Source organism: Nonomuraea sp. NPDC050680 (assembly GCF_040654555.1).
Taxonomy (GTDB): Bacteria; Actinomycetota; Actinomycetes; order Streptosporangiales; family Streptosporangiaceae; genus Nonomuraea.
Genome location: NZ_JBFAIF010000022.1, coordinates 135,616 through 157,589 on the forward strand (window position 1 = coordinate 135,616; position 21,974 = coordinate 157,589).

Annotated in this window: 22 protein-coding genes; 10 read left to right on the forward strand and 12 right to left on the reverse strand. The window is 69.0% G+C overall.

Annotation, left to right across the window (positions count from 1 at the left end; all coding sequences use genetic code 11):
• Positions 1-37 precede the first annotated feature (37 nt).
• Positions 38-214, forward strand: coding sequence for a hypothetical protein (locus tag AB0H88_RS43400; protein ID WP_357654607.1), 177 nt, complete (start codon positions 38-40; stop codon positions 212-214).
• A 66-nt stretch (positions 215-280) separates the two neighbouring features.
• Here AB0H88_RS43400 and AB0H88_RS43405 read toward each other — a convergent pair whose 3' ends face one another.
• The 4 genes from AB0H88_RS43405 to AB0H88_RS43420 all read right to left on the reverse strand — a co-directional run bounded on the left by AB0H88_RS43405 (position 281) and on the right by AB0H88_RS43420 (position 5,641).
• Positions 281-1,489 carry a saccharopine dehydrogenase C-terminal domain-containing protein gene (locus AB0H88_RS43405; protein ID WP_357654609.1) on the reverse strand — a complete coding sequence of 403 codons (1,209 nt, stop codon included), beginning with the start codon at positions 1,487-1,489 and terminating at the stop codon, positions 281-283.
• Between the two features lie 170 nt (positions 1,490-1,659).
• Entirely contained in the window at positions 1,660-2,772 is a 1,113-nt protein-coding gene (locus AB0H88_RS43410; RefSeq protein ID WP_357654611.1) for an extracellular solute-binding protein, read from the reverse strand.
• An 86-nt stretch (positions 2,773-2,858) separates the two neighbouring features.
• Complete coding sequence (locus AB0H88_RS43415) at positions 2,859-4,364, reverse strand: CoA-acylating methylmalonate-semialdehyde dehydrogenase (protein WP_357654613.1); 1,506 nt, start codon at positions 4,362-4,364, stop codon at positions 2,859-2,861.
• Positions 4,361-5,641, reverse strand: coding sequence for an aspartate aminotransferase family protein (locus AB0H88_RS43420; RefSeq protein WP_357654615.1), 1,281 nt, complete (start codon positions 5,639-5,641; stop codon positions 4,361-4,363). Before AB0H88_RS43420 ends, AB0H88_RS43415 begins: the two co-directional genes overlap by 4 nt.
• Positions 5,642-5,839: 198 nt before the next feature.
• Here AB0H88_RS43420 and AB0H88_RS43425 point away from each other — a divergent pair, with 198 nt between their 5' ends.
• From AB0H88_RS43425 to AB0H88_RS43435, 3 genes are all read left to right on the forward strand, one after another.
• Entirely contained in the window at positions 5,840-6,466 is a 627-nt protein-coding gene (locus AB0H88_RS43425) for an RNA polymerase sigma factor (RefSeq protein ID WP_357654617.1), read from the forward strand.
• The gene (locus AB0H88_RS43430; protein ID WP_357654619.1) at positions 6,459-7,478 is read left to right on the forward strand and encodes a CU044_5270 family protein; all 1,020 of its coding nucleotides are present in this window, start codon (positions 6,459-6,461) and stop codon (positions 7,476-7,478) included. Before AB0H88_RS43425 ends, AB0H88_RS43430 begins: the two co-directional genes overlap by 8 nt.
• 148 nt (positions 7,479-7,626) lie before the next feature.
• Positions 7,627-8,325, forward strand: coding sequence for an alternative oxidase (locus tag AB0H88_RS43435; protein ID WP_357654621.1), 699 nt, complete (start codon positions 7,627-7,629; stop codon positions 8,323-8,325).
• Here AB0H88_RS43435 and AB0H88_RS43440 read toward each other — a convergent pair.
• Entirely contained in the window at positions 8,322-9,776 is a 1,455-nt protein-coding gene (locus tag AB0H88_RS43440) for an MFS transporter (RefSeq protein ID WP_357654623.1), read from the reverse strand. The genes AB0H88_RS43435 and AB0H88_RS43440 overlap by 4 nt on opposite strands.
• A gap of 55 nt (positions 9,777-9,831) precedes the next feature.
• Here AB0H88_RS43440 and AB0H88_RS43445 point away from each other — a divergent pair, with 55 nt between their 5' ends.
• From AB0H88_RS43445 to AB0H88_RS43455, 3 genes are all read left to right on the forward strand, one after another.
• The gene (locus tag AB0H88_RS43445) at positions 9,832-10,539 is read left to right on the forward strand and encodes a TetR/AcrR family transcriptional regulator C-terminal domain-containing protein (RefSeq protein WP_357654625.1); all 708 of its coding nucleotides are present in this window, start codon (positions 9,832-9,834) and stop codon (positions 10,537-10,539) included.
• 13 nt (positions 10,540-10,552) lie between these two features.
• Positions 10,553-12,172 carry an AMP-binding protein gene (locus AB0H88_RS43450; protein ID WP_357654627.1) on the forward strand — a complete coding sequence of 540 codons (1,620 nt, stop codon included), beginning with the start codon at positions 10,553-10,555 and terminating at the stop codon, positions 12,170-12,172.
• A gap of 61 nt (positions 12,173-12,233) precedes the next feature.
• The gene (locus AB0H88_RS43455; RefSeq protein ID WP_357654629.1) at positions 12,234-13,850 is read left to right on the forward strand and encodes a PucR family transcriptional regulator ligand-binding domain-containing protein; all 1,617 of its coding nucleotides are present in this window, start codon (positions 12,234-12,236) and stop codon (positions 13,848-13,850) included.
• A gap of 25 nt (positions 13,851-13,875) precedes the next feature.
• Here AB0H88_RS43455 and trpS read toward each other — a convergent pair whose 3' ends face one another.
• Together trpS and AB0H88_RS43465 are read right to left on the reverse strand one after the other, a co-directional pair.
• The gene (trpS, locus tag AB0H88_RS43460) at positions 13,876-14,838 is read right to left on the reverse strand and encodes a tryptophan--tRNA ligase (protein ID WP_357654631.1); all 963 of its coding nucleotides are present in this window, start codon (positions 14,836-14,838) and stop codon (positions 13,876-13,878) included.
• Between the two features lie 213 nt (positions 14,839-15,051).
• The gene (locus AB0H88_RS43465) at positions 15,052-15,174 is read right to left on the reverse strand and encodes a hypothetical protein (RefSeq protein ID WP_357654633.1); all 123 of its coding nucleotides are present in this window, start codon (positions 15,172-15,174) and stop codon (positions 15,052-15,054) included.
• A 219-nt stretch (positions 15,175-15,393) separates the two neighbouring features.
• Between AB0H88_RS43465 and AB0H88_RS43470 the strand changes: the two genes are divergently transcribed.
• Positions 15,394-16,872 carry a phosphodiester glycosidase family protein gene (locus AB0H88_RS43470; protein WP_357654634.1) on the forward strand — a complete coding sequence of 493 codons (1,479 nt, stop codon included), beginning with the start codon at positions 15,394-15,396 and terminating at the stop codon, positions 16,870-16,872.
• A gap of 230 nt (positions 16,873-17,102) precedes the next feature.
• Here the strand turns inward: AB0H88_RS43470 and AB0H88_RS43475 are convergent, their stop codons facing one another.
• Positions 17,103-18,158 carry an aldo/keto reductase gene (locus AB0H88_RS43475; protein ID WP_357654636.1) on the reverse strand — a complete coding sequence of 352 codons (1,056 nt, stop codon included), beginning with the start codon at positions 18,156-18,158 and terminating at the stop codon, positions 17,103-17,105.
• Between the two features lie 55 nt (positions 18,159-18,213).
• Here AB0H88_RS43475 and AB0H88_RS43480 point away from each other — a divergent pair, with 55 nt between their 5' ends.
• Positions 18,214-18,642 (forward strand): MerR family transcriptional regulator, encoded by a 429-nt coding sequence (locus tag AB0H88_RS43480; RefSeq protein WP_357654638.1) that lies wholly within the window; start codon positions 18,214-18,216, stop codon positions 18,640-18,642.
• Between the two features lie 4 nt (positions 18,643-18,646).
• On the opposite strand, the gene AB0H88_RS43485 is transcribed toward AB0H88_RS43480, so the two are convergent.
• The 4 genes from AB0H88_RS43485 to AB0H88_RS43500 form a co-directional block, all read right to left on the reverse strand.
• On the reverse strand, positions 18,647-19,159 hold the full coding sequence (locus AB0H88_RS43485; protein WP_357654639.1) for an SRPBCC family protein: 513 nt from the start codon (positions 19,157-19,159) through the stop codon (positions 18,647-18,649).
• Positions 19,156-19,533, reverse strand: coding sequence for a metalloregulator ArsR/SmtB family transcription factor (locus tag AB0H88_RS43490; RefSeq protein WP_357654641.1), 378 nt, complete (start codon positions 19,531-19,533; stop codon positions 19,156-19,158). The genes AB0H88_RS43485 and AB0H88_RS43490 overlap by 4 nt, the downstream gene beginning before the upstream one ends.
• Positions 19,534-19,700: 167 nt before the next feature.
• Entirely contained in the window at positions 19,701-19,889 is a 189-nt protein-coding gene (locus AB0H88_RS43495) for a hypothetical protein (protein WP_357654643.1), read from the reverse strand.
• A 16-nt stretch (positions 19,890-19,905) separates the two neighbouring features.
• Positions 19,906-20,811: a LysR family transcriptional regulator gene (locus AB0H88_RS43500; protein WP_357654645.1), complete on the reverse strand. Its 906-nt coding sequence runs from the start codon at positions 20,809-20,811 to the stop codon at positions 19,906-19,908.
• Positions 20,812-20,946: 135 nt separating this feature from the next.
• Between AB0H88_RS43500 and AB0H88_RS43505 the strand changes: the two genes are divergently transcribed.
• Positions 20,947-21,360, forward strand: coding sequence for a RidA family protein (locus tag AB0H88_RS43505; RefSeq protein ID WP_357654647.1), 414 nt, complete (start codon positions 20,947-20,949; stop codon positions 21,358-21,360).
• The last annotated feature ends 614 nt before the right edge of the window (positions 21,361-21,974 follow it).

Below are 21,974 nucleotides of genomic sequence, written 5' to 3' on the forward strand. Positions count from 1 at the left end.
AACGGCACAGAGAATGTTGACGTTCGACCCTGATGGTTTGAGCCGGGCACAGCTCGAGGGTGAAGCCTGCGTGGTCTGCCACAAGAGATGGCCCAGGCCACGCGTCCGCGTCGGGCGCTTCCCCGACGACTCTCCCGTGCTGGCCTGCAGCGACTGCGCCGAAGCGCTCATCCCGGCGCCGATGGCCACCGTGGTCGCCTTCCCCGCGCGCTAGAGCCTTCCCGCGCGCCAGAGCCTTTCCTGCGCGCCAGAGCCTTTCCCCCGCGCGCTGGAGACGGCGTCAGGCGGCCGCCTCGCGGATCCGCCAGGGCGAGCCGTACTCGGTCAGCAGGTCGAGGAACGGCACCGCGTCGAACGCCTCCGGCCCCAGCACGCCCGTGCCCTTCCAGGCGCCGCGGGCCAGCAGTTCCAGCGCGACCACGGGGTGGACGGCGGTCTGCCAGACGACGGCCTGCGAGCCGTACTCGCGCATCGACCAGGCGTTGTCGACCACGTGATAGAGGTAGACCTCGCGGGGCCCGCCGTCCTTGCCGGTGCCCTTCACCCAGGTCCCCGCGCACGTCTTGCCGTGCATCCGGTCGCCGAGGGTGGCCGGGTCGGGCAGGCTCGCCGCCACCAGGTCACGCGGCGCCACGTCGGCACCGCCCACCCTGATCTTGTCGGCGCTGTCCAGCCCGAGCTTGTGAAGGGTCTTGAGCACGCCGATGAACTCCTCGCCGAGCCCGTACTTGAACGTCACCCGCCTGGCCGGGATCCAGCGGGGCACGAGCAGCACCTCCTCGTGCTCGACGTTCACGCACTCCACGGGACCGATGCCCTCGGGGAAGTCGAACACCTCGGGTTCGCTGAACGGCTCGGTCGTGTGCCACCGCCCGTCCTCCCAGACGACGGGCGGGTTGAGGCACTCCTCGATCGTCGTCCAGATGGAGAACGTCGGCGCGAAGTCGTAGCCGTCCACGACCAGGTTCGAGCCGTCCCTGACGCCGATCTCGTCGATGCCGTCGAACAGGTGGTCGGCGGCGTAGCGGGCGAACACGTCGGCCAGCCCCGGCTCCACGCCCATCCCGACGAGCGCGAGCCGGTCCCGCGCCCGCCACTCCTCGTCGCGCGCGAACTGCTCGTCGCCCAGCTTCACCCCCGGCATCTCGTACGGCCGGCTGGAGTGCGGCCTGGACAGCGACATCGCCATGTCCAGGTAGTCCGCCCCGGCCGCCAGCGCCGCCTCGAACAGCGGCATCGTGAACCGCGGATCGACGGCGTTGAACAGCACGTCGCACCGGTGCTCCCGGAGCGCCGCCGCCACCGCCACCCGGTCGGCGGCGTCGAGGCTGATCGCGCTGAAGCGCGGATCGTCCACGCCGGCGACGGCCCGCGCCGCCCGGCTCTGTTGGGAGTCGGCGACCACGATGTGTTCGAAGAAATCTCGGCGCGCGGCGATGGGCACGACAGCGGAGCCGACGCCGCCGGCGCCGACCAGAAGGATTCTCATGAGCAGAACATACTCACTGACTGGTCATTCAGTCGAATTTCCGGCCGGCCGTCCGGAACAGCGAGACGCCCCGGAGCGGGGGGAGGCCCGGGGCGTCTCTGCAGGCACGGCCCAGCGGGGGGACGGGGCGTGCCTGCGGCGAAAGTCATGTGTGGGTAAGCAGCCCCCGCTCAATTCACCAGTGTGCCCCACTGCTTGGTCCAAGTCGCGTAATCAGTGCATTCCCCTATAGATCCCCGGCAACCCCCCGGCGGCCGAGTGGCGAAGGCGACCCGGTCGAGCCACTTCGGCTTGTCGGCGCCGTACGCGTCGCACATCTGCTTGGCCCGCCCTTTGCACGCCTTGGGGTTGGCCGGCGCCAGACCGACCCAGGCGGCCGCGTCGCGCTGGGCCGAAGCCGCCGCCATCCAGCTCAGCCAGCGGTAGGCGCAGTCGGTGTTGGGGATGTTCGCGCCGAGCATCCAGGAGTCGAGCCAGCCGGTCGTCTCGCGCGCGCTGACCGCCTTGATCGGCTTGCCGGCCTTCTGCAGGAGCAGGCGATAGTACGGCGTGGCCTGCGCGTAGTCGAGCGAGCCCGTGGCGAAGCCCTTGACCAGGTCGAGCGGATTCTTCCAGTAGGTGCGGCCCTTGTGCTCGCCCAGCAGCGCCATCGCCCGGTCCAGCTGGCTCTTGGTCAGCTCGAAGGGATCGTCCACGCTGCCGTCGGTGAGCGCCGCGTCGGCGATGGTCAGCGGGCCCTCCTTGAGCGACACACGGTCCGACTGGAAGACCTGCTTGAGGCCGCCGCCCTTGATCCTGGTCGAGTCGTAGAGGAATTCGTGGAACCCCCACAGGTACGGCACGCCGTAGATCTTGCCCGACACCTTGGTCATGTCGCGAAAGCGCTTGGTCAGGTCGTCGTAACCGGTGACCTTGGCCGGCTCGATGGGCTGCACCTGCTTGGCCTCGATCATCGAGGCGGCCAGCACCGGGCCCGCCGAGATCACGTCGTATGAGCGCGAGCCGACGTACTTCGCCATGTCGTCGGCGGTCTGCACGGTGTCGAGGCGGGCGATGCGGCAGCCGGTCGTCTTCTCGAAGTCGCCCACCCAGTTGACCCTGGGGCTGGTGCCGCCGTATTCGGCGTAGCCGCGGTAGGTGAGGATCTGCAGCGTGCCGTCGCCCTGCGTCGGACTCGCCGACGGTGTGGGGGTCGGGGTCTTCTTCGGTGACGGGGCCGCCGCCCCCATGCTGGCGATCAGAGCCGTCATGGCCAGCGCCATGGCAGGTATGCGGCGATCCACGTTCCCCCCTCGTTCGTGTGCTGGAGTTTATCGGGCACACGACGGGGAGGGACGCCTGGCCGCGCCCCTCCCCGGGTGGAGATCGATCACCCGTTGGTGGGGAAGCCCAGGTTCACGCCGCCGTGCGACGGGTCGAGCCAGCGTGAGGTGACGACCTTGCCGCGGGTGTAGAAGTGGACGCCCTCGGTGCCGTGCACGTGCGTGTCGCCGAACAGCGACGCTTTCCAGCCGCCGAAGCTGTAGAACGCCATCGGCACCGGGATCGGCACGTTGATGCCGATCATGCCGACCTCGACCTCGTTCTGGAAGCGCCGGGCCGCGCCGCCGTCGTTGGTGAAGATCGCGGTGCCGTTGCCGTAGGCACCGCCGTTGATGAGCCCCAGGCCCTCCTCGTACGAGCCGACGCGGACGATCGTCAGGACCGGGCCGAAGATCTCCTCGGTGTGCACCCGCGAGCCGGCCGGCACGTGGTCGAGCACGGTCGGGCCGAGCCAGAAGCCGGGCGTCTCCGACGCCTTGCCGCCGCCTTCGACGCGCGTGTCACGGCCGTCCACGACCAGCTTGGCGCCCTCCTCGACGCCGAGGTCGAGGTAGGAGGCGACCTTGTCGCGGTGCGCCTCGGTGACCAGCGGCCCCATCTCGGACCTGGGGTCGGAGCCCGGGCCGATCACCAGCTTGTCGACGCGTTCGACGATCTTCTGGACGAGCTCGTCGCCCACCGGGTCGACGGCCAGCACGACGGAGATCGCCATGCACCGCTCGCCGGCCGAGCCGAAGCCGGCCGACACGGCCGAGTCGGCGACCAGGTCGAGGTCGGCGTCGGGCAGCACGAGCATGTGGTTCTTGGCGCCGCCGAGCGCCTGCACCCGCTTGCCGTGGCTGGTGCCGCTCTCGTAGACGTACCTGGCGATGGGGGTCGAGCCGACGAAGGAGACGCCGCGCACGTCGGGGTGCTCCAGCAGCCGGTCGACGGCGACCTTGTCGCCCTGGACGACGTTGAAGACGCCGTCGGGCAACCCGGCCTCCTGCCAGAGCCGTGCCATCAGCAGCGACGCGGACGGATCCTTCTCCGACGGCTTGAGCACGAACGCGTTGCCGCAGGCGATCGCGATCGGGTACATCCACATCGGCACCATGGCCGGGAAGTTGAACGGCGTGATGCCGGCCACCACCCCGAGCGGCTGGCGCAGCGAGTAGGAGTCGACCCGGGTCGAGACGCCCTCGGAGAAGCCGCCCTTGAGAAGGTGCGGGATCCCGCAGGCGAACTCCACGACCTCCAGGCCGCGGGCGACCTCGCCGAGCGCGTCGGAGTGCACCTTCCCGTGCTCGGAGGAGATGAGCGCGGCCACCTCGTCACGGTGGGCGTACATCAGCTCGCGGAAGCGGAACAGCACCTGCGCCCGTTTGGTCAGCGAAGCGTCACGCCAGGCGGGGAAGGCCGCCACGGCGGCGGCCACGGCCGCGTCGACGTCGGCGGCCGAGGCCAGCGCGACGTGCCCGCTGACCTCGCCGGTCGCCGGGTCGAAGATCTCCTGGGTACGGCTGTCGCCGTCGGCGAGAGCTCCGTTGATCCAGTGCTTGACAAGCTTCACTGCGTCGCTGCCTCTGCGTTGATGACTTCCAGTGCGTGAACGATGATGCCCAGGCCCTCGGTGGCTTCGTCCACCGTGAGGGTGAGCGGCGGCGCCATGCGGATGGCGGTGCCGTACAGACCGCCCTTGCCCGCGAGCAGCCCCGCCTTCTTGGTCTCCTCCATGAACCGCGCGGCCTGCGCGGGGCTCTCCAGCTCGACGGCGAACATCAGGCCCTTGCCGCGCACGGCCTTCATGATCGGCAGCCGCTCGGCCGCCGCGCGCAGGCCATCAGTGATGATCTTGCCGGTCCTGGCGGCGTTGGCCTGGAGATCGTGGTCGAGCACGTAGTCGAGCGTGGCGTTGGCGGCGGCCATGGAGATCGGGTTGCCGCCGAAGGTGGCCAGGCCCACGGCGGGCAGGCTGTCCATCAGGTCACCCCGGGCCACGACGCCGCCGACCGCGAACCCGTTGCCCAGGCCCTTGGCGAACGTCATCATGTCGGGCGTCACGCCATGGTTCTGGATGCCGAAGAACGCGCTGCCGGTGCGCCCCCAGCCCGTCTGCACCTCATCGGAGATGAACAGGATGCCCTGCTCGTCCAGAACCTCCTTGTAGGCGGCGAACAGCCCGTCAGGGGCCATCGTGAACCCGCCCACGCCCTGGATGGGCTCGGCGATCAGCGCGGCCACGTCATTGGAGACGGCCGTGACCAGCACGTGGCGCAGGTCGTCGACGCAGGCCGCGATGTAGTCGGCGTCCGACAGCCCCTTGAACTGGGTGAGCTGCCGGTCGGCGCCGTGCAGGAAGTGCACGTTCAGCGGGGAGAGCGAGTTGTTCTTCCACGTCCGGTTGGAGGTGACGCTGATCGCGCCGAAGCTGCGGCCGTGGTAGCTCTGCCGCATGGCGAGCACCTGGTCGCTCTTGCGCGCGTATGTGGCCAGCAACAGCGCGGTCTCGTTCGCCTCGGTGCCGGAGTTGGTGAAGAAGACCTTGGCATCGGGGATGCCGGAGAGCCTGGCGATCTTCTCCGCCAGCTCGATCTGGCCGCGCAGCAGGTAGACCGTACTGGTGTGGACGACTCCCGTGGCGAGCTGACGCTCGACGGCCTCGCGCACCTCGGGCACGTCGTACCCGATCATGTTGGTGAGGATGCCGGCGAAGAAGTCGAGGTAGCTCTTGCCATCGGCGTCGACGACGCGATTGCCCTTGCCACTGACGATCTCGATCGGCTCGTTGTAGTTGAGTGCCACCCAGTTGGGGATCACGGCCCGGTGGCGGGCGAGAAGCTCCGACATCCTTCGAGTATCCCGGCTCGTCATCGCCACACCCACCTCCAACATGTCCACACGACACCAAATCCCCTTACATGATGTCATGCAGACTCTCGCACCGACTTCGACCTTATGTCAGGACATAAGGACTTACAACTCCCAAGAACTCAAATCCCGCCATCGGGTGAAAGGGGCTGACAGTATCGGCGACAGGAGTACCGGGTGGTTGTGGAAACAGAGTCGGTCGACGGCGCCGACGGAGCGTTGAGCGGCATGGACGACGCCGAGGTGATCCGGCGCTCGCGCAGCGACCCGGGCGCGTTCGCCGTGCTGTTCGACCGGCACGCGCCCGCCTTACATCGCTACGTCACCCGCCGCCTGGGGGATTCGCTGGCCGACGACATCGTCGCGGAGACGTTCCTGGCCGCGTTCAGGCGGCGCGAACACTACGACCCCGGGCGCGCCGACGCCCGCCCCTGGCTGTACGGCATGGCCGCCAACCTCATCGGCCACCACCGCCGCCGGGAGGTCAGGTCCTACCTGGCGCTGGCCAGAACCGGGATCGACGAGGTGGCGGAGGGCTACACGGACCGGGTGGAGGCCAGGGTGTCGGCCTCGGCCGTGCACCGGGAGCTGGCCGAGGCGCTGGCCGCGCTCTCCGCCGACGACCGGGAGGTGCTCTTAGTGGTCGCCTGGGCGCAGCTCAGCTACGAGGAGGTCGCCGGGGCGCTCGACATCCCCCTCGGAACCGTCCGCTCCCGGCTCCACCGGGCCAGGAAACGCACCCGCGCCGCGCTGGGCGGCGTCGACCCCACCGCGATCACCGACGAGGAGGCCGACCGTGGATGACCTGAACCTGCTCCAGGGGCTACGCGCGGACGCGCCGGAGCCCGACGCGGCCCGGCTCGCGGCCCTGCGCGACCGCCTCACTTCGGCCACGACCGCGACGACCGCGACGGCTGCGGCGGTCACGACCCTCGGGCGGCGCCGGCTGTGGCGGCCTCTCGCCAGGCGCGCGCTGCTCGCCGGGACCCTGGCGGCCGGACTGGCGGTCGCGCTGACGCTCGCCAGGCCCACGGACCGGACCCGTCCCGTGCCCCCGGCGCACAGCACGCGGCCGGGCAGCGTCCAACTCCTGGAGCAGGCGGCCCTGGTCGCCGAGCGACGGCCCTTCAGGAAGCCACGGCCCGACCAGTGGGTCTACACCAAGACCAAGGACGTCCAACTCGCCGACGGCGAAACCACGATCAGCGAGAACTGGATGAGGTTCGACGGCAAGCAGGCCGCCTCGATCGACGAGGACGGCGAGTTGCACGTCAGCGACCTCCCGCAACTCGACCCGGGCGACGACGACCTGACGCCGCAGCAGTATTACGAGAAGCTGGCGGCCCTGCCGACCGACCCGTACAAGCTGCTGGCCCACGTCGCGGGCGACAAGCACTGGCTCAAGCCGCTCATGGAGGACGGGGTGCCTATTCCGCGCGCCCCCGCGCCCCGCGACGTCCGGACATTCAACGTGCTGACTCTCTATCTGGGCCAAGGGGCCATCATGCCGCCCAAACTGGAAGCGACCATCTATCGGGCGCTGGCGAAGATCCCAGGCGTCAAGGTGGAGGTGGGGGTCCTCGACGCGGACGACCGTCCCGGCATCGGCCTGTACCACGAGCCGGAGGGCCAGCTGCCCATTACCCGCTACTACGTGCTCGATTCCCAGACCTACCGCCTGCTCGGCACGCGGACCGTCTGGAACCGTGACCAGTATCTCTCCGGCATCTCGAAGCCGAGCGCCCGCAAGGGGAGCGCCTGGCTGAGAGCCGATCTGGCCGGCGGAGTCGTGGACCGGCCGGGCCAGATCCCCTAGGGGATCTCCCGTCCGCCTGCGGGCGTACAGCCGCCTTGATCACTACGCCCGCGGGGGCACCACGATTGCCCACCGGCGGCCGACGACCGGCCACCCCCCGCTCCCCCACCATCGAGTCATCACCAGAGAAGACTCAGGGAGAGCGAACATGACCATCACCGTGGACCACCGGCCCGGCGTGCACCCCGGCCCGCCGAAGCTCGACCGCCACCAGCTGCGCCAAGCCCAGCGGGACACGCTCGACACCCCGCGCATGAAGTACAGCCTGCTGGCCAAGATGATGTTCAAGCCCGTCGACCTCATGTACGGCAAGCAGGGCTCGTTCACCAAGTTCGCCATGCTGGAGATCATCGCCCGCGTGCCGTACCAGGCGTGGGAGCGGATGGGCTACTGGGCCGTACACCGCCACGCGGGCCGCTCGGGCCTGGCCAGACGGGTCTTCGAGCGCATCGTGGAGGCCCGCACCGATCAGGACAACGAGCAGTGGCACCTGCTGATCATGCAGGACCTCGTCCAGCGGCACGGGCTCAAGCAGAACTGGCTGCTGCACCAGGCGGCGCCATGGCTGATCTCCTTCTTCTACTACCACGTGTCGTGGGTGCTGTTCCTGGTCCGGCCCGACTGGAGTTACCGGCTGAACGCGGAGTTCGAGGACCATGCGGAGCACGAGTACATGACGTTCGTGGCGGAGAACCCCGATCTGGACTTCGTCCCCGACCCGGGCACCTACGCCGCCGAGTACGGCCGCTACCGCTCGGTGGCCGACCTGCTGCGGCAGGTCGGCCACGACGAGCGGACGCACAAACTGGACAGCCTGGAGGCCATGCGCGAGCCCCGCATCCGCTAGACCGGGGCGGACTCGGTGGTGTCGGCGACGACGGGAGCGGCCGGTCGCAGCACCGTGAGGGCGAGCAGCGCGGCCGCCACGCAGAACCCGGCCCCGACCCAGGAGCCGAAGTGCATGGCGTCGGTGAAGGCCGCGCGGGCGGGCTCCACGATGCCCAGCTTGAAGGCGCCGCCGATCGACTCCCTGGCCGCCTCGGGCGCGTCGGCGGGCATCGCCGAGGTGAACACCCCGGCCAGCACGCTGCCCAGGATGGCGATGCTCATGGCCATGCCGACCTGCTGCACGGTGTCGTTCAGGGCGGAGCCGACACCCGCGTGCTCCATGGGGATGGCCCCCATCAGCGAGGCGTAGGCCGCGGGCCCGGCCAGACCGCCACCGACGCCCATGATCAGCAGTGCGGTGAGCACCGCGACGTAGCCGGTGGTCGTCGCGAGCACCACGAAACCGCCGCACATGACCACCAGCCCCGAGGAGATCAGCACCCGGTTGCTGGCCTTCTGGCCCAGTCCGGCGCCGACCACGTTGAAGACGGTCGCGGCGATGGCGTACGGCAGCAGCGCCAGCCCGGCCTGCATGGGCCCGTAGCCGAGCACGAACTGCAGATACTGCGTCAGCATCAGCATCACGGCTCCGGCCCCGAACGACATCAGCAGGATCGAGAACGACGCCCCGCTGAAGTTGCGGTTCCTGAACAGTTCGAGCGGCAGCATCGGGTGCTCCGACCGCCGCTCCCAGATCACGAACGCGCCCAGCGCGACCACGGCGATGGCGATGCCGACCGGATTCCACTCTCGCTCGATGATGACGTAGACGGCCGAGGTCAGACCGACGATCGACAGCACCACGCCCACCGGGTCGATCTTCCGGCCGGCGCTGCGGGTCTCCGGCATCAGCGTCACGGCGGCCACGACCGCGACCAGGGCGATGGGGATGTTCAGCAGGAAGACCGAGCCCCACCAGTAGTGGTCGAGCAGGAAGCCGCCCAGCGTGGGGCCCGCGATCACCCCCACCATGGCGACGGCGCTCCACGCGGCCATGGCCTTGCGCCGCTCCTCCTCATCGAAGACGGTCATCAGGATGGACAGGGTCGAGGGCATCAGCAGCGACCCGCCGATGCCCATGAGAGCCCGCGAGCCGATCACCTGCCACGGCTCGGACGACAGCACCGCCAGCAGTGACGCGCCACCGAAGAACAGCAGGCCGATGATCAGGAATCGCCGGCGCCCGAACCTGTCGGACAGGCTGCCCGCGGTGAGCAGCAGACCGGCGTAGGCCAGCACGTAGGCGTCGATGATCCACTGGATGTCGCCGGGGCTCGCGCCCAGATCCTTGATCAGTTTGGGGATGGCCAGGTTGAGGACAGTGTTGTCGACGACCAGGACCAACAGTGACAGACAGAGGACGCCGAGAATCCACCAACGACGGGGATCTCGCACAGTGTTCGATTCCACTCGCACACTGTACGACAAACCTCGTACAGTGTGCGAGTGGAATTATCCTGGAGTCGTGACCAGCAAGCAGTACAACTCCGTGTGGTTCCGCGAGCCGCGCAAGCCGGCCGGCTCCAGCCCCGGCCGCAGCCGCGAAGAGATCGTCGCGGCCGCCATGGAGCTGCTCGACGCCGAGGGCCTGGCCGGGCTGAGCATGCGCAAGCTCGGCGCGAGGCTCGGCGCGGGGGCGACCAGCCTCTACTGGTACGTGGCCCACAAGGACGAGCTGCTGGAGCTGGTCTACGACGAGATCTGGGGCGAGATGACGGCCCCCGACCCCGAGGAGGTGGGCTGGCGGAACGCCGCCTCGATCGTGGCCCACAGCATGCGCCAGGTGATCCTGCGGCATCGGTGGTCGGCCGACCTCATCGGCCGTCTGCCCGCGCTGGGGCCCAACTCGCTCATGGTCGCCGACCAGACGCGCAAGACGTTCAAGCTGGCCGGGTTCGCCGGGGCGGACATCGACTACGCCAACGCGACGCTCACCGCCTTCGTGTTCGGCATGACGATCCCCGAGGTCGCCTGGGACACCGCGATGGCGGGCTACGACTACGACGGGGACGACCTCCGCCAGACCGTCGCCAAGGTCGCGGCCGACTACCCCGACCTCTCGGACGCGATCAGCGCCACCGACTACGAGGATCCGCGCGTGATGCGCGAGCTGTGCTTCGACTTCGGCCTCGTGTCGGTGCTCGACGGCCTTGAGAGGCGGCTGGTGACGTAGCAGGATCCCGGACATGAGCGATTTCCGTGCCGCACGTGACCTCCTCCTCGAAGCCGACTACCCGACGGCTCGCCGCGAGTTCCGCTGGCCGGAGCTGACGGACTTCAACTGGGCACTCGACTGGTTCGACGGCGTCCTGGCCGCCGAGACCCCCGACGCGGTCGCGCTGAAGATCGTCGGCAAGGTCACCTACACCTTCGCCGAGCTGTCCGCCCGCTCCAACCAGGTCGCCAACTGGCTGCACGAGCAGGGCGTACGACGTGGCGACCGGATCCTGCTCATGCTGGGCAACCAGGCCGAGCTGTGGGAGTCGCTGCTGGCGGCCATGAAGCTGGGCGCGGTGATCATCCCGGCCACGACGCTGCTGACCGCCAAGGACATCGTCGAGCGCGTCGAACGCGGCGGCGTCTCCCACGTGATCGCGAACGCCTCCGACGCGGGCAAGTTCGGCGACGGCGGCTACACCAGGATCGCGGTCGGCGACGCCTACGGCTGGCTGCCCTACGCCGAGACCCGCGAGGCGGCCGCGGACTTCACCCCTGACGGGCCGACCCGGGCCGGCGACACCCTGCTGCTCTATTTCACCTCGGGCACGACCTCGCAGCCCAAGCTGGTCGAGCACACCCACGCCTCCTATCCGGCGGGCCACCTGTCGACCATGTTCTGGATCGGGCTCAGACCCGGCGACGTGCACCTCAACGTGTCCTCGCCCGGCTGGGCCAAGCACGCGTGGAGCAACGTGTTCGCGCCGTGGAACGCGGGCGCCACTGTGCTGATCCACGACTACCAGCGCTTCTCCGCCGTCGCGCTGCTGGAGGTGCTGCGCGACGAGCGGGTCACCACCTTCTGCGCGCCGCCGACCGTGTGGCGGATGCTCATCCAGGAGGACCTGGCGGCGTGGCGGCTGCCATTGCGTACGGCCGTCGCGGCGGGCGAGCCGCTCAACCCGGAGATCATCGACCAGGTCGCCAAGGCGTGGGGGCTGACGATCAGGGACGGCTACGGCCAGACCGAGACCACCGCCCAGGTGGGCAATGTGCCCGGTGAGCCGGTCAAGCCGGGGTCGATGGGCCGGCCGCTGCCCGGCTACGACATCGTGCTGCTCGACCCGATCACCGGGGAGGAGGGCAACGACGGCGAGATCTGTCTGCCGCTGGCCGACCGCCCCCTCGGCCTCATGTCCGGATATGTCGGGGGATCTAGTGAAGCAATGCGGGGCGGCTACTACCACACGGGCGACGTCGCGACCCGTGACGGCGACGGCTACATCACCTACGTCGGCAGGACCGACGACGTCTTCAAAGCCTCCGACTACCGCATCTCACCCTTCGAGCTGGAGAGCGTACTCCTGGAGCATGAGGCCGTCGCGGAGGCGGCCGTGGTGCCCGCGCCCGATCCGGTGCGCCTGGCCGTACCCAAGGCTTACGTGACGCTGGCGCCCGGGTTCGAGGCGGACGAGGCGACGGCTCGCTCCATCTTCGAGCACTCGCGGCGCGAGCTGGCACCATACAAGCGCGTGCGCAGGCTGGAATTCGGCGAGTTGCCCAAGACCATCTCCGGCAAGATCCGGCGCGTGGAGTTGCGGGTGCGTAAGGCCGCCCGGGAATTCAGGGAGGACGAACTGGGCTCGTGATTGGCACTCTGTAAATCGGTACCTATCCGATCTTACAGGCTGATCGGCTAGGCTCGGGCGCGTGCTGCCCACCATCGCCGACGTCCTCGCCCTGGACACCGTCCGCCGCGGTAACCCGCGCGTGGTCGCGGGCGGCGACCGGCTGGACACCAAGGTGCGGTGGGTGCACGTCGGCGAGATCGCCGACATCGCCCACCTGCTCCGCGGCGGGGAGCTGGTGCTCACCACGGGAGTGGCGCTGCCCGAGGACCCGGAGAAGCTCGCCGACTACATCGGCGAGCTGTCCGCCGTCGGCGCCTCCGGGCTGATCGTCGAGCTGGGCCGCCGGTTCGTCCGCGAGCTGCCCCGCGCGGTGGTCAAGACGGCGGAGGAGCTCGGGCTGCCGCTGATCGTGCTGACCCGCGAGACGCCGTTCGTGCAGATCACCGAGTCCGTGCACGAGCGGATCATCGACATCCAGCTGGAGGAGCTGCGCGCCTCCGAACAGCTGCACGAGGTCTTCACCGAACTGTCCGTGGAGGGCGCCTCACCCGCCGAGGTGCTCGTCCAGGTGGCCCGGCTGTCCAGCCGCCCGGTCCTGCTGGAGAACCTCGCCCACCAGGTGCTGGCCTGCGAGTCCGCCGGCCGCGACGCCGGCGCGCTGCTGGCCGGCTGGGAGAGCAGGTCACGCGCGGTCGCACCAGCCGAGCGGACCGCCTTCGACGCCGCCTCCGGCTGGCTGGTCACCACGGTCGGCGCGCGCGGACAGGACTGGGGCCGGCTGATCCTGATCTGCGAGAGGCCGCCGTCGCCCCGCGACCTGGTGCTCGCCGAGCGCGCCGCCACCACGCTCGCCCTGGGCCGCCTGCTCGAACGCCACCAGGAGTCCCTCGAACGCCAGGCGCACGGCACGATCATCACCGGCATCCTCACGCACGCCTACGCCGATCCGGACGAGGCCGCCGCCCGCGCCCGCGCCGTGGGCGTGCCGCTCACCGGGCGCAAGCTGGTCAGCGTCGTCATCCGGCCGACCGACCCCGTCGAGCAGGCGCTCGACGGGCACGCGCAGCTCGGCGAGCTGGCCGAGGCCACCGCCGCCGCCTGCCGAGACGCCCGGATGCCCGCCCTCGTGGGCGCGCTCGACCAGGACCGGGTCGGCGTCCTGCTCCCCCTGCCCCCGCGCTCGGGCGCCGAGCCCGCGCTGACGGCGCTCGCCGATCGGCTGCGCGTCCTGTGGAAGCCCGGCGCCGCGTTCGTGCTGGCCTCGGGCTCGGTGGTGGAGTCGATCAGGGACGTACGCCGCAGCTTCCTCGAAGCCGAGCAGGTGGCCGACGTGGCCGTCCGGCAGCCCGACGGCCGGGCCTTCTACCGGCTGCCCGACCTGCGCCTGCGCGGGCTGCTCCACCTGCTGCGCGACGACGCCAGGCTGCAGACGTTCGCCGAGCGCGAGCTCGGCCCGCTGCTGGCGCACGACGCGCAGCGGGGCGGCGACCTGGCCCGCATCCTGCGCATCTACCTGGACGCGGGGCGCAACAAGGCGGTGGCCGCCCAGAAGGCCCACCTGTCCAGGCCCGCCTTCTACGACCGGCTGCGCCGCCTCGAACGCATCCTCGACACCGACCTGGACGACGTCGAGTCGTGCCTGTCCCTGCACGTGGCACTGCTGGCGCTGGAGTCGTTCCGCCGGGACAGCAGATAACCCCAGCGCTGCCCGTACCTGCCCGCTAGAAGCCCATCGCCGCCTGTACCTCCCCGAGCGTGACGATCGCCCGCTCACGGGCGCGCTCGTTGCCGTCCGTCAGCACCTGCCTGGCATCGGCCGCCGAGTGCTCAAGGCGGCGCTTCCTCATCGGGCGCAGGAACTCATTGACCGCCTCGGTGACCAGCCGTTTCAGCGCGGCGGCCCCGCCGTTTCCGATCTCGTCGGCGATGGACTCCGGCGCGCGGCCGAGGCAGAGGCCGGCCAGGGTGAGCAGGTTCGCCACCTCCGGCCGGTTCGCCTCGTCGAAGGTGATGAGCCGCTCAGAGTCGGTACGGGCCGCGCGGATCAGCGCCGCCGTCTCGTCCTCGGTGGCGGACAGGGCTATCGCGTTGCCCCGGCTCTTGCTCATCTTGCCGCCGTCCAGGCCCTTGAGCAGCGGCCGCGCGCCCATCATGGCCTCCGGAAGCGGGAAGACGGCCCCGTAGCGCTCGTTGAAGCGCCGCGCCACCAGCCTGGTCACCTCCACGTGCGGCAGCTGGTCCTTGCCGACCGGCACCAGCGTCCCCTTGCAGAACAGGATGTCGGCCGCCTGGTGCACCGGATAGGTGAACATCAGGCCGTTGACCGCCTGCTGCGTACTGTGCGCGATCTCGTCCTTGACGGTCGGGTTGCGGCTCAGCTCGGCCACGGACACCAGGCTGAGGAAGGGCAGCAGCAGCTGGTTCAGCTCAGGGATCGCGCTGTGCTGGAAGATCGTCACCTTCGCGGGGTCGAGCCCGATGGCCAGGTAGTCGAGGACCAAGGCGGTGATGTTCTGCTGGATCGCGCCGGGAAGATCCCGATCCGTGATCACCTGATAGTCGGCGACCAGCACGTACATCGGGTGAACGTCCTGCAGGGCGACGCGGTTGGCCAGCGTGCCGAAGTAGTGGCCCAGGTGGAGCGGCCCTGTGGGGCGATCTCCGGTGAGCACGACGTGGTTCATGATGGGTTCCTTTCTTCAGGTCATGCCGTCCTGAAGAAGAACCCACGCACCGGGCTCGTCCTGAGGACGGCCCGAGCATGCGGAGATCAGGGGCCGTCTGTCGGCCGCCACCACATGCTGATGCGTGTCATGCGCCTCATTCTAGGTGTAGGCGTAGGGATAGGCGCAAGCCGCACGGAACCCAGAAGCTGTGCGGCTTGCGCCGGCTCGTAGTCACTCGTGAGGATCGCGCGTCACGTCGGGGCGGGTCCGGTCGTCGGGGTACATCACCCATCCGCGCGGACGGGTGATGAACGCGCCCAGGATGAACCCCAGAATCACGCTCGCGATGATCACAAGGAGGATGCTCAGCCCCATCACGGCTGCCTCTCGGACTGGTGCGCCGCTCGGTCGCGGCCTACCGCACGGTAACGCCGCGCCCACAGTGCGCGCAGGAAAATCCGCTGAGGGATGTCAATCTTGTAACCTCTCAGACCGTTTAGCGTGTTTCCCCGCCTCCGCGACCATGATCTCGCCAGGATAGGTCGGTCCCTTTGCCCGCCCTCTGGAGTTTTCATGTCTCGACGCACCTTCGCCGTCGGCCTTTCGATGGCCACGGTCCTCACGGCGACGGCCGTACCCAGCGCGGCCGCCGAGCAGGTTTCGGTCTCGTTCCCCTCGGCCAAGTTCCCGCTGGGTGTCCCGGCCGTACCGGCCAAGACGATGACCAGCGTGGCGCCGGGCATCGACCTCTGGAACGTGAAGGCGGGCACGGCGACCGACGGCTACACCGTCACGGTGCTGATGCCGAGCGGCCGCGACTATGGCATGCAGCAGACGGCCGAGGCCAAGGTCGCCGAGGTCGAGGCCACGGGTGAGACGGCCAGCCTGCAGAAGGTCGTCCGGCCGAAGGTCGCCGATGCCGCCGCCCAGACCGTCTACATGGTGCGGGTCGGGCTCTGGAAGTTCGCGGACAAGGACAAGGCCGCCGAGACGGCCAAGAAGCTCAAGGACGCCGGTCTCAAGGTCAGGGTCGACTACGTCGGCGACGACGGCATGAAGACCACCGGACCCTGGGACGTCAAAGTGGTCATGATCGACGCCAGGAAGTTCCGCGGCTCGTACGGCTCCACGCTCGGCAGCAGCGTCGCCGCCCGCGAGACCGTCTCCTCGATGGCCAAGGCCAACAAGGCGATCGCGGCCGTGAACGGCGGCTTCTTCAACATCCACACCGCCAAGAACCTGCGCGGCGAGCCGGTCGGCATCTCGGTGGTCGGCGGCAGGCTGCTCAGCGAGGCCGTGCCGGGCCGCTCCGCCGTTGTACTGAAGGGCCGTACGGCCCGCATCACCGAGCTCAAGTCGACCGTGACCGCGATCGCGCAGGACGGCCAGAAACTGGTGGTCAACGGCGTCAACCGCGCGGCGGCGGCGGACGAGCTGATCCTCTACACCGCGGAGTACGGCGCCAAGACGCCCACGGACAACGGCGCCGACGCGGTGCTCGACGCCAACGACAAGGTCGTGGCACTACGCGCGCCGGGCGCCGAGGTACCGGCCGGCTCCCGCGTCCTGCACGGCTCCGCCGGAGTCGCCGCCGAATGGCTGAACGCGCACGCGGCGGAAGGCGGAACCGTCAAGGTTGACACCAAGGTCGTGGACGTACGGGCGGGCAAGGCGCTCAAGCTGACGCCCGATCTGAGCGTGATCGGGGGCAATGTCGGCCTGGTCAGGAACGGGCACGTCAAGATCACCGCCAAGCGTGACGGCCACGACTCCGTGAACATGATCCTCCGCCGCCACCCGCGCACGCTGCTGGGCACCACCCGCAACGGCAGCCTGATCCTGGCGACCATCGACGGCAGGCAGCCCGGCGTGTCGGTGGGGGCCAACTTCATCGAGGCGGCGCAGTTCATGCGCTGGCTGGGCGCCAAGCAGGCGGTCAACCTGGACGGCGGCGGTTCCACCGCGATGGTGGTGGGCAACAAGCTGGTCAATCGTCCGTCCGACGGGGTGGAGCGCGGCGTCGGCGACGCCCTGCTGGTCCTGCCGAAGTAACCGGTTGGGTCCCGGAGGGACCCCAACCGCGACGGATTGCCCCCTTCCGCTCCCCCGGAAGGGGGATCCCTCCCCAGGGACCCCAACCACGACAGGCCGTCTTCTTCCACTCCCCCGAAGGGGGATCCCTCTCCAAGCGACCCCAACCACGACAGGCCGTCTTCTTCCACTCCCCCGAAGGGGGATCCCTCTCCAAGCGACGCCAACCACGACGGGCGCCATGCGGCCGATCAGCCTGCGGCGCGCTCCACCAGCGGGCGGCGACGCCGGGCGGGGTCCGACAGCGCCGGCGGGGTCCAGGCGCCGTCCGGGTGGTAGAGGTTGGCCCCCGGCGGCACGATCTCATCGATCCGGTCGAGGACCGCGTCGTCGAGCGTGAGCGAGGCCCCCTTCAGCAGCGACTCCAGCTGTTCCATGGTCCTGGGTCCAGTGATCACCGACGTGACGCCGGGATGCGCCGCGCAGAAGGCCACGGCGAGCTCGGGCAGCGAGCAACCGAGGCCGTCCGCGACCTCGGCCAGCTCCTCCACCGCGTCGAACTTCGCCGCGTTCCCAAGGATCGAGGGATCGAACCGGGCCGGCGTGAGCGAGGCGCGACCGGTGGTGAGATCGATGGCCTGCCCCTTCCTGTACTTGCCGCTCAGGAAGCCGGACGCGAGCGGGCTCCACGTCAGCACCCCCATTCCAAGGCGCTGGCAGAGCGGCAGCACCGAGGCTTCGATCCCCCGGGCGAGCAGCGAATAGGGCGGCTGCTCGGCCCTGAACCTCTGGAGGCCCCGGCGCTCGGCGACGTGATACGCCTGGACGATCTCGTCGGCCGGAAAGGTCGAGCAGCCGAAGGCCCGGATCTTCCCCGCGCGTACCAGGTCGGTCAGCGCGGAGAGCGTCTCCTCGATGTCGGTCGTGTGGTCGGGGCGATGCACCTGGTAGAGGTCGATCCAGTCGGTCCGCAGGCGCCTCAGGCTCTCCTCGACCTCCTTGACGATCCAGCGCCGCGAATTGCCGCCCCGGTTGCGGCCCTCCCCCATGGGAAAGTGCACCTTGGTGGCGAGTACGACGTCGTCGCGGCGTCCCTCGATCGCCTTCCCGACGATCTCCTCGGACTCACCCGCGGAGTACATGTCCGCGGTGTCGATGAAGTTGATCCCCCGGTCGAGCGCGGCGTGAATGATGCGGACGCAGTCATCGTGGTCCTTGTTGCCGACAGCACCGAACATCATCGCGCCGAGACAGTGGACGCTTACTTCTATGCCGGTGCCGCCGAGAGTGCGGTAACGCATGGTCATGCGCGGCATCCTAGGATCTAGAGCCAACTCTAGATCAAGCCCTAACCTGTACGGCATGCCGGATATTTTGAGCATTGGGCAGGTCGCGGAGCGGACCGGGCTGAGCATTCACACGCTGCGCTTCTACGAGCGCGAAGGCATCCTGCACAGTCCGGTGCGCCGCGGTGCCGGCGGGAACCGCCTCTACAGCGAGCAGGACATCGAGTGGCTGTCCTTGTGCATGATCCTGCGCGCCTCCGACATGCCGCTGGCGGCGATCCGCCGCTACACCGAGCTCGTCAGAGAGGGCGCGGGGAACGAGGCGGAACGGCTCGCGCTGCTGAGACGGCACCGCGAGTATCTGATCAACCAGATGGCGAACCTCAGCGAGTGCATGGACCTGATCAACTACAAGGTCGGGGTGTACGAGGACCTCATCGACGAGGGCGCGGCCGACCACTCGTGCAACAGGGAAGCTCTCCCGGCGGACGGAGGGCCAGGCTAGGACACTATTGGGGAATCTCGGCTCCCGACGGCAGGCCGTCCGCGACATAGGCGTCGTAGTGCTCACGCCACGACTCAGCGCTCTCGCCGTGCGGCCCGCCGGCCGGCCGCCCGGCCACGACCTTGTCCAGCTCGGCCAGGCACACCGCCCATCCTGCCGCGTTGCGCGCCGCCGCGTCCCGCGTCTGAATCACGTTGACCAGCGTGAACGTACACCCACCAGCACCGTCAGGCGCCAGCTCCAGCCGCAGCTCGTCCCCGCCCCATGTGAAGGCGAAGCGCCGCGGCGGATCCCAGACCAGAATGGTGCCGACGATGCTGTCCATATGCGGATCGTCGGAGAACTCGATCTTGCCGCCTTCCCGCGCGTCCATCGCCACGGCCTGCGGGAACCAGTGGGCCAGCTCGCCCGGCTCGGTCACCGCCCGCCACACCCGCTCGATCGGGTGGGGGTAAGTGCGCTGGAAGCGTACGGCTGGACGGCCGTCGATCTCGACGTATGTTCCGCGGTCCATCATGACTCCTTGCCTATGTCTGCGCTTATGTCTGCGCCTATGTCCGTGTCCGTGTTCGTGTTCGCGCCTGTGTCCGTCTCGTCGAGGTGGCGCCCGAGGGTGTCGAGCCGGTCGTTCCAGAGCCGCCGGTATGGGGCCAGCCATTGATCGAGCTCGGCGATCGGCTCCAGATCGATCGCGTAGATGCGACGCTGGGCGTCCTTGCGCACCCGGACCAGCCCCGCCGCCCGGAGCACCCGGAGATGCTTGGACGCGGTGGGCTGGGTGACACCGAGCTCGTCGACCAGCTCCGTGACCGACCGATCCCGCTCACGCAGCAGATCGAGCACCGCTCGCCGATGGGGATCCACGAGAGCCGCCCAGATGACATCGCTCATGCCAGCAAACATACCTCAGAGCGTATGTACGCATCAAGGCATGTAGGTCTTAGCGGCCGAACGTCGCCGCTTCTTGGCCTCAGCGGGCCGCGGCTCGACCAGGTCGACGCGGTGGTGATCCCGCCGCTGTCGGCCGATGATGCGCCGGGTCGTTGCGCCTCAGCGGCTCACGGCGGTCTCCCAGCACCAATAAGTTCGCCGTGGTCGCAGCAACCGGGCGGCTGGGACGCCACGTCGTCGACGTCCTCACTGAACGGGGACACCGGGTTGTGCCGATGTCCCGAGCCACCGGCGTGGACATCGACCCCGGTGAGGGCCTGGCCGAGGCCCTCACCGGGGTCGATGAAGTAATCCATCCCATCCCGGCCATGGCTAGAGCGGGCCGGGGAGGCTCCCCCTACCCACCTCCAGAAAACGAGCGACCAGCGGATCCGCATCGTCTCGCCGCCAGCACATCGCCACCGTGGTGCGCGCGCTGTCCGGCTCGATCCGGCGATAGGCCACCCCCTTGAGCCGAATCCGGCGCACGCTCGCCGGTGCGAGGGACACCCCAAGCCCCGCCTCGACCAGCGCAGAGACGGTCGCCCACTCCACCGCGTACTGCCCGATGCGCGGCTCGAACCCCACCGACCGGCACAGACCCACGATCCGATCGTGAACCGTCGGCCCCGCGTCCCGGTTCAGCAGCACGAACGGCTCCTCCGCCAGAGCCGCGACAGGAACCACCCGCCGCCCGGCCAGAACATGACCAACCGGCAGAACAACCACGAACTCCTCCGAAAGCACAACCTCGGCGGCCAGCCCCGGATCGTCAGGCGGCTCCCGCAGGAGCCCGACGTCGATCGAACGCTCCAAGAGCGCGGCCACCTGCGGCGCCGTCGTCATCTCCCTGATCTCCATCTCCACCCCGGGATAGCGATCCCGGTAGGCCCGCAGCATCCCCGGCAGGATCGTCAACGCCAGCGACGCCGCGAACCCGACCCGAATCCGCCCGGCCTCTCCCCCACCGACGCGCCGCGCCGCCTCCAGTCCGTCCGCGACCTCGCCGAGCGCACGCCGGGCGGCAGGCAGCAGTTCGTGCCCCGCCGACGTCAGGACGACTCCGCCGGGCCCTCGCTCGAACAGCGGATGCCCGACCCTCTCCTCCAGCCGCCTGATCTGCTGACTCAGCGGCGGCTGCGCGACACCCAGCCGTATAGCGGCCCGCCCGAAGTGCAGTTCCTCGGCCAGAACGGCGAACGCGTAGAGCTGATGCAGCGCGAGCTGAGGACGTTCCATACGCGCAGAGATATCACACCATCTGGCGAGACGTCTTAGACGTATCACGGCAGCTCGTCTAGCCTTCCGGATGTGACAGAAGACCTTCCGGATGTGACAGAAGACCTTCCGGATGTGACAGAAGACCTTCCGGATGTGACAGAAGAACTGACAGAAGCACGACGCGCGATCTTCAGCGGCTCCACCTTCGAGGAGCAAATCGGATATGCCCGGGCCGTAGTGGACGGCGACTGGGTCCACGTCTCCGGGACCACCGGATTCGACTACGCGACCATGACGATCTCCGACGACGTGGTCGAACAGGCCGAGCAGTGCCTGCGCAACGTCGGGACGGCGCTGACCGAAGCAGGCTGTACGTTCGCCGACGTCGTCCGGGTCCGCTACCTGCTGCCCGATCGGGCGGACTTCGAGCCGTGCTGGCCAACCCTCCGCCGCTACTTCGGCGAGATCCGCCCAGCGGCGACGATGCTCGTGTGCGGCCTCTCCGATCCCCGCATGCTCATCGAGATCGAGGTGTACGCACGGCTCCGCAGAGCGGTCGCAGTGTAGGCACGGCTCCGCAGAGCGGTCGCGATGTAAGCGCACACGACTCCGTCGATCCGGTACCGGTCCGGTACCGGTGTGAGCGCACGTGCACGTCCGCCGGTCCGCTGCCAGCGTGGGCGCACATGCGGGTACACGCAGAGAGGGCCGACCGGATTTACCAGGCCGGCCCTCTCAGTCGTACATTCACAGCGCGGACATTCACAGCAGGACCATTCACAGCACGGCCCAGCCGATTCGGACGGGGATGCGAGCCGAGTAACGCCCCGACATCGTGCCGTACGCATAGGCGTTGGCATTGGCCGGCTTACCGGGGCCGTAGCAGTCGAACTTGCCGGTCTTGTAGCCGACACTGCCACCCGCGTAGCTCGTGCCACTCCTCGTCCTAGCCGCTTGAGGTCCTCGTCGAAGTCGCTTGAGGTGCGGAACCTCATCTGCGGGACGCCCCGTTGCCGCCGACAAAGTTTCCGACATAGGTTTCCGACAAATGCCCCTCGCCTCCGAAGAGCACCTCCAAAGGCCCCATAACGCAGAAAAGGGCCCCACGCGTATGCGTGGAGCCCAATCCCGACAATCAAAGATTGTCCGGCGGTGACCTACTCTCCCACACCCTCCCGAGT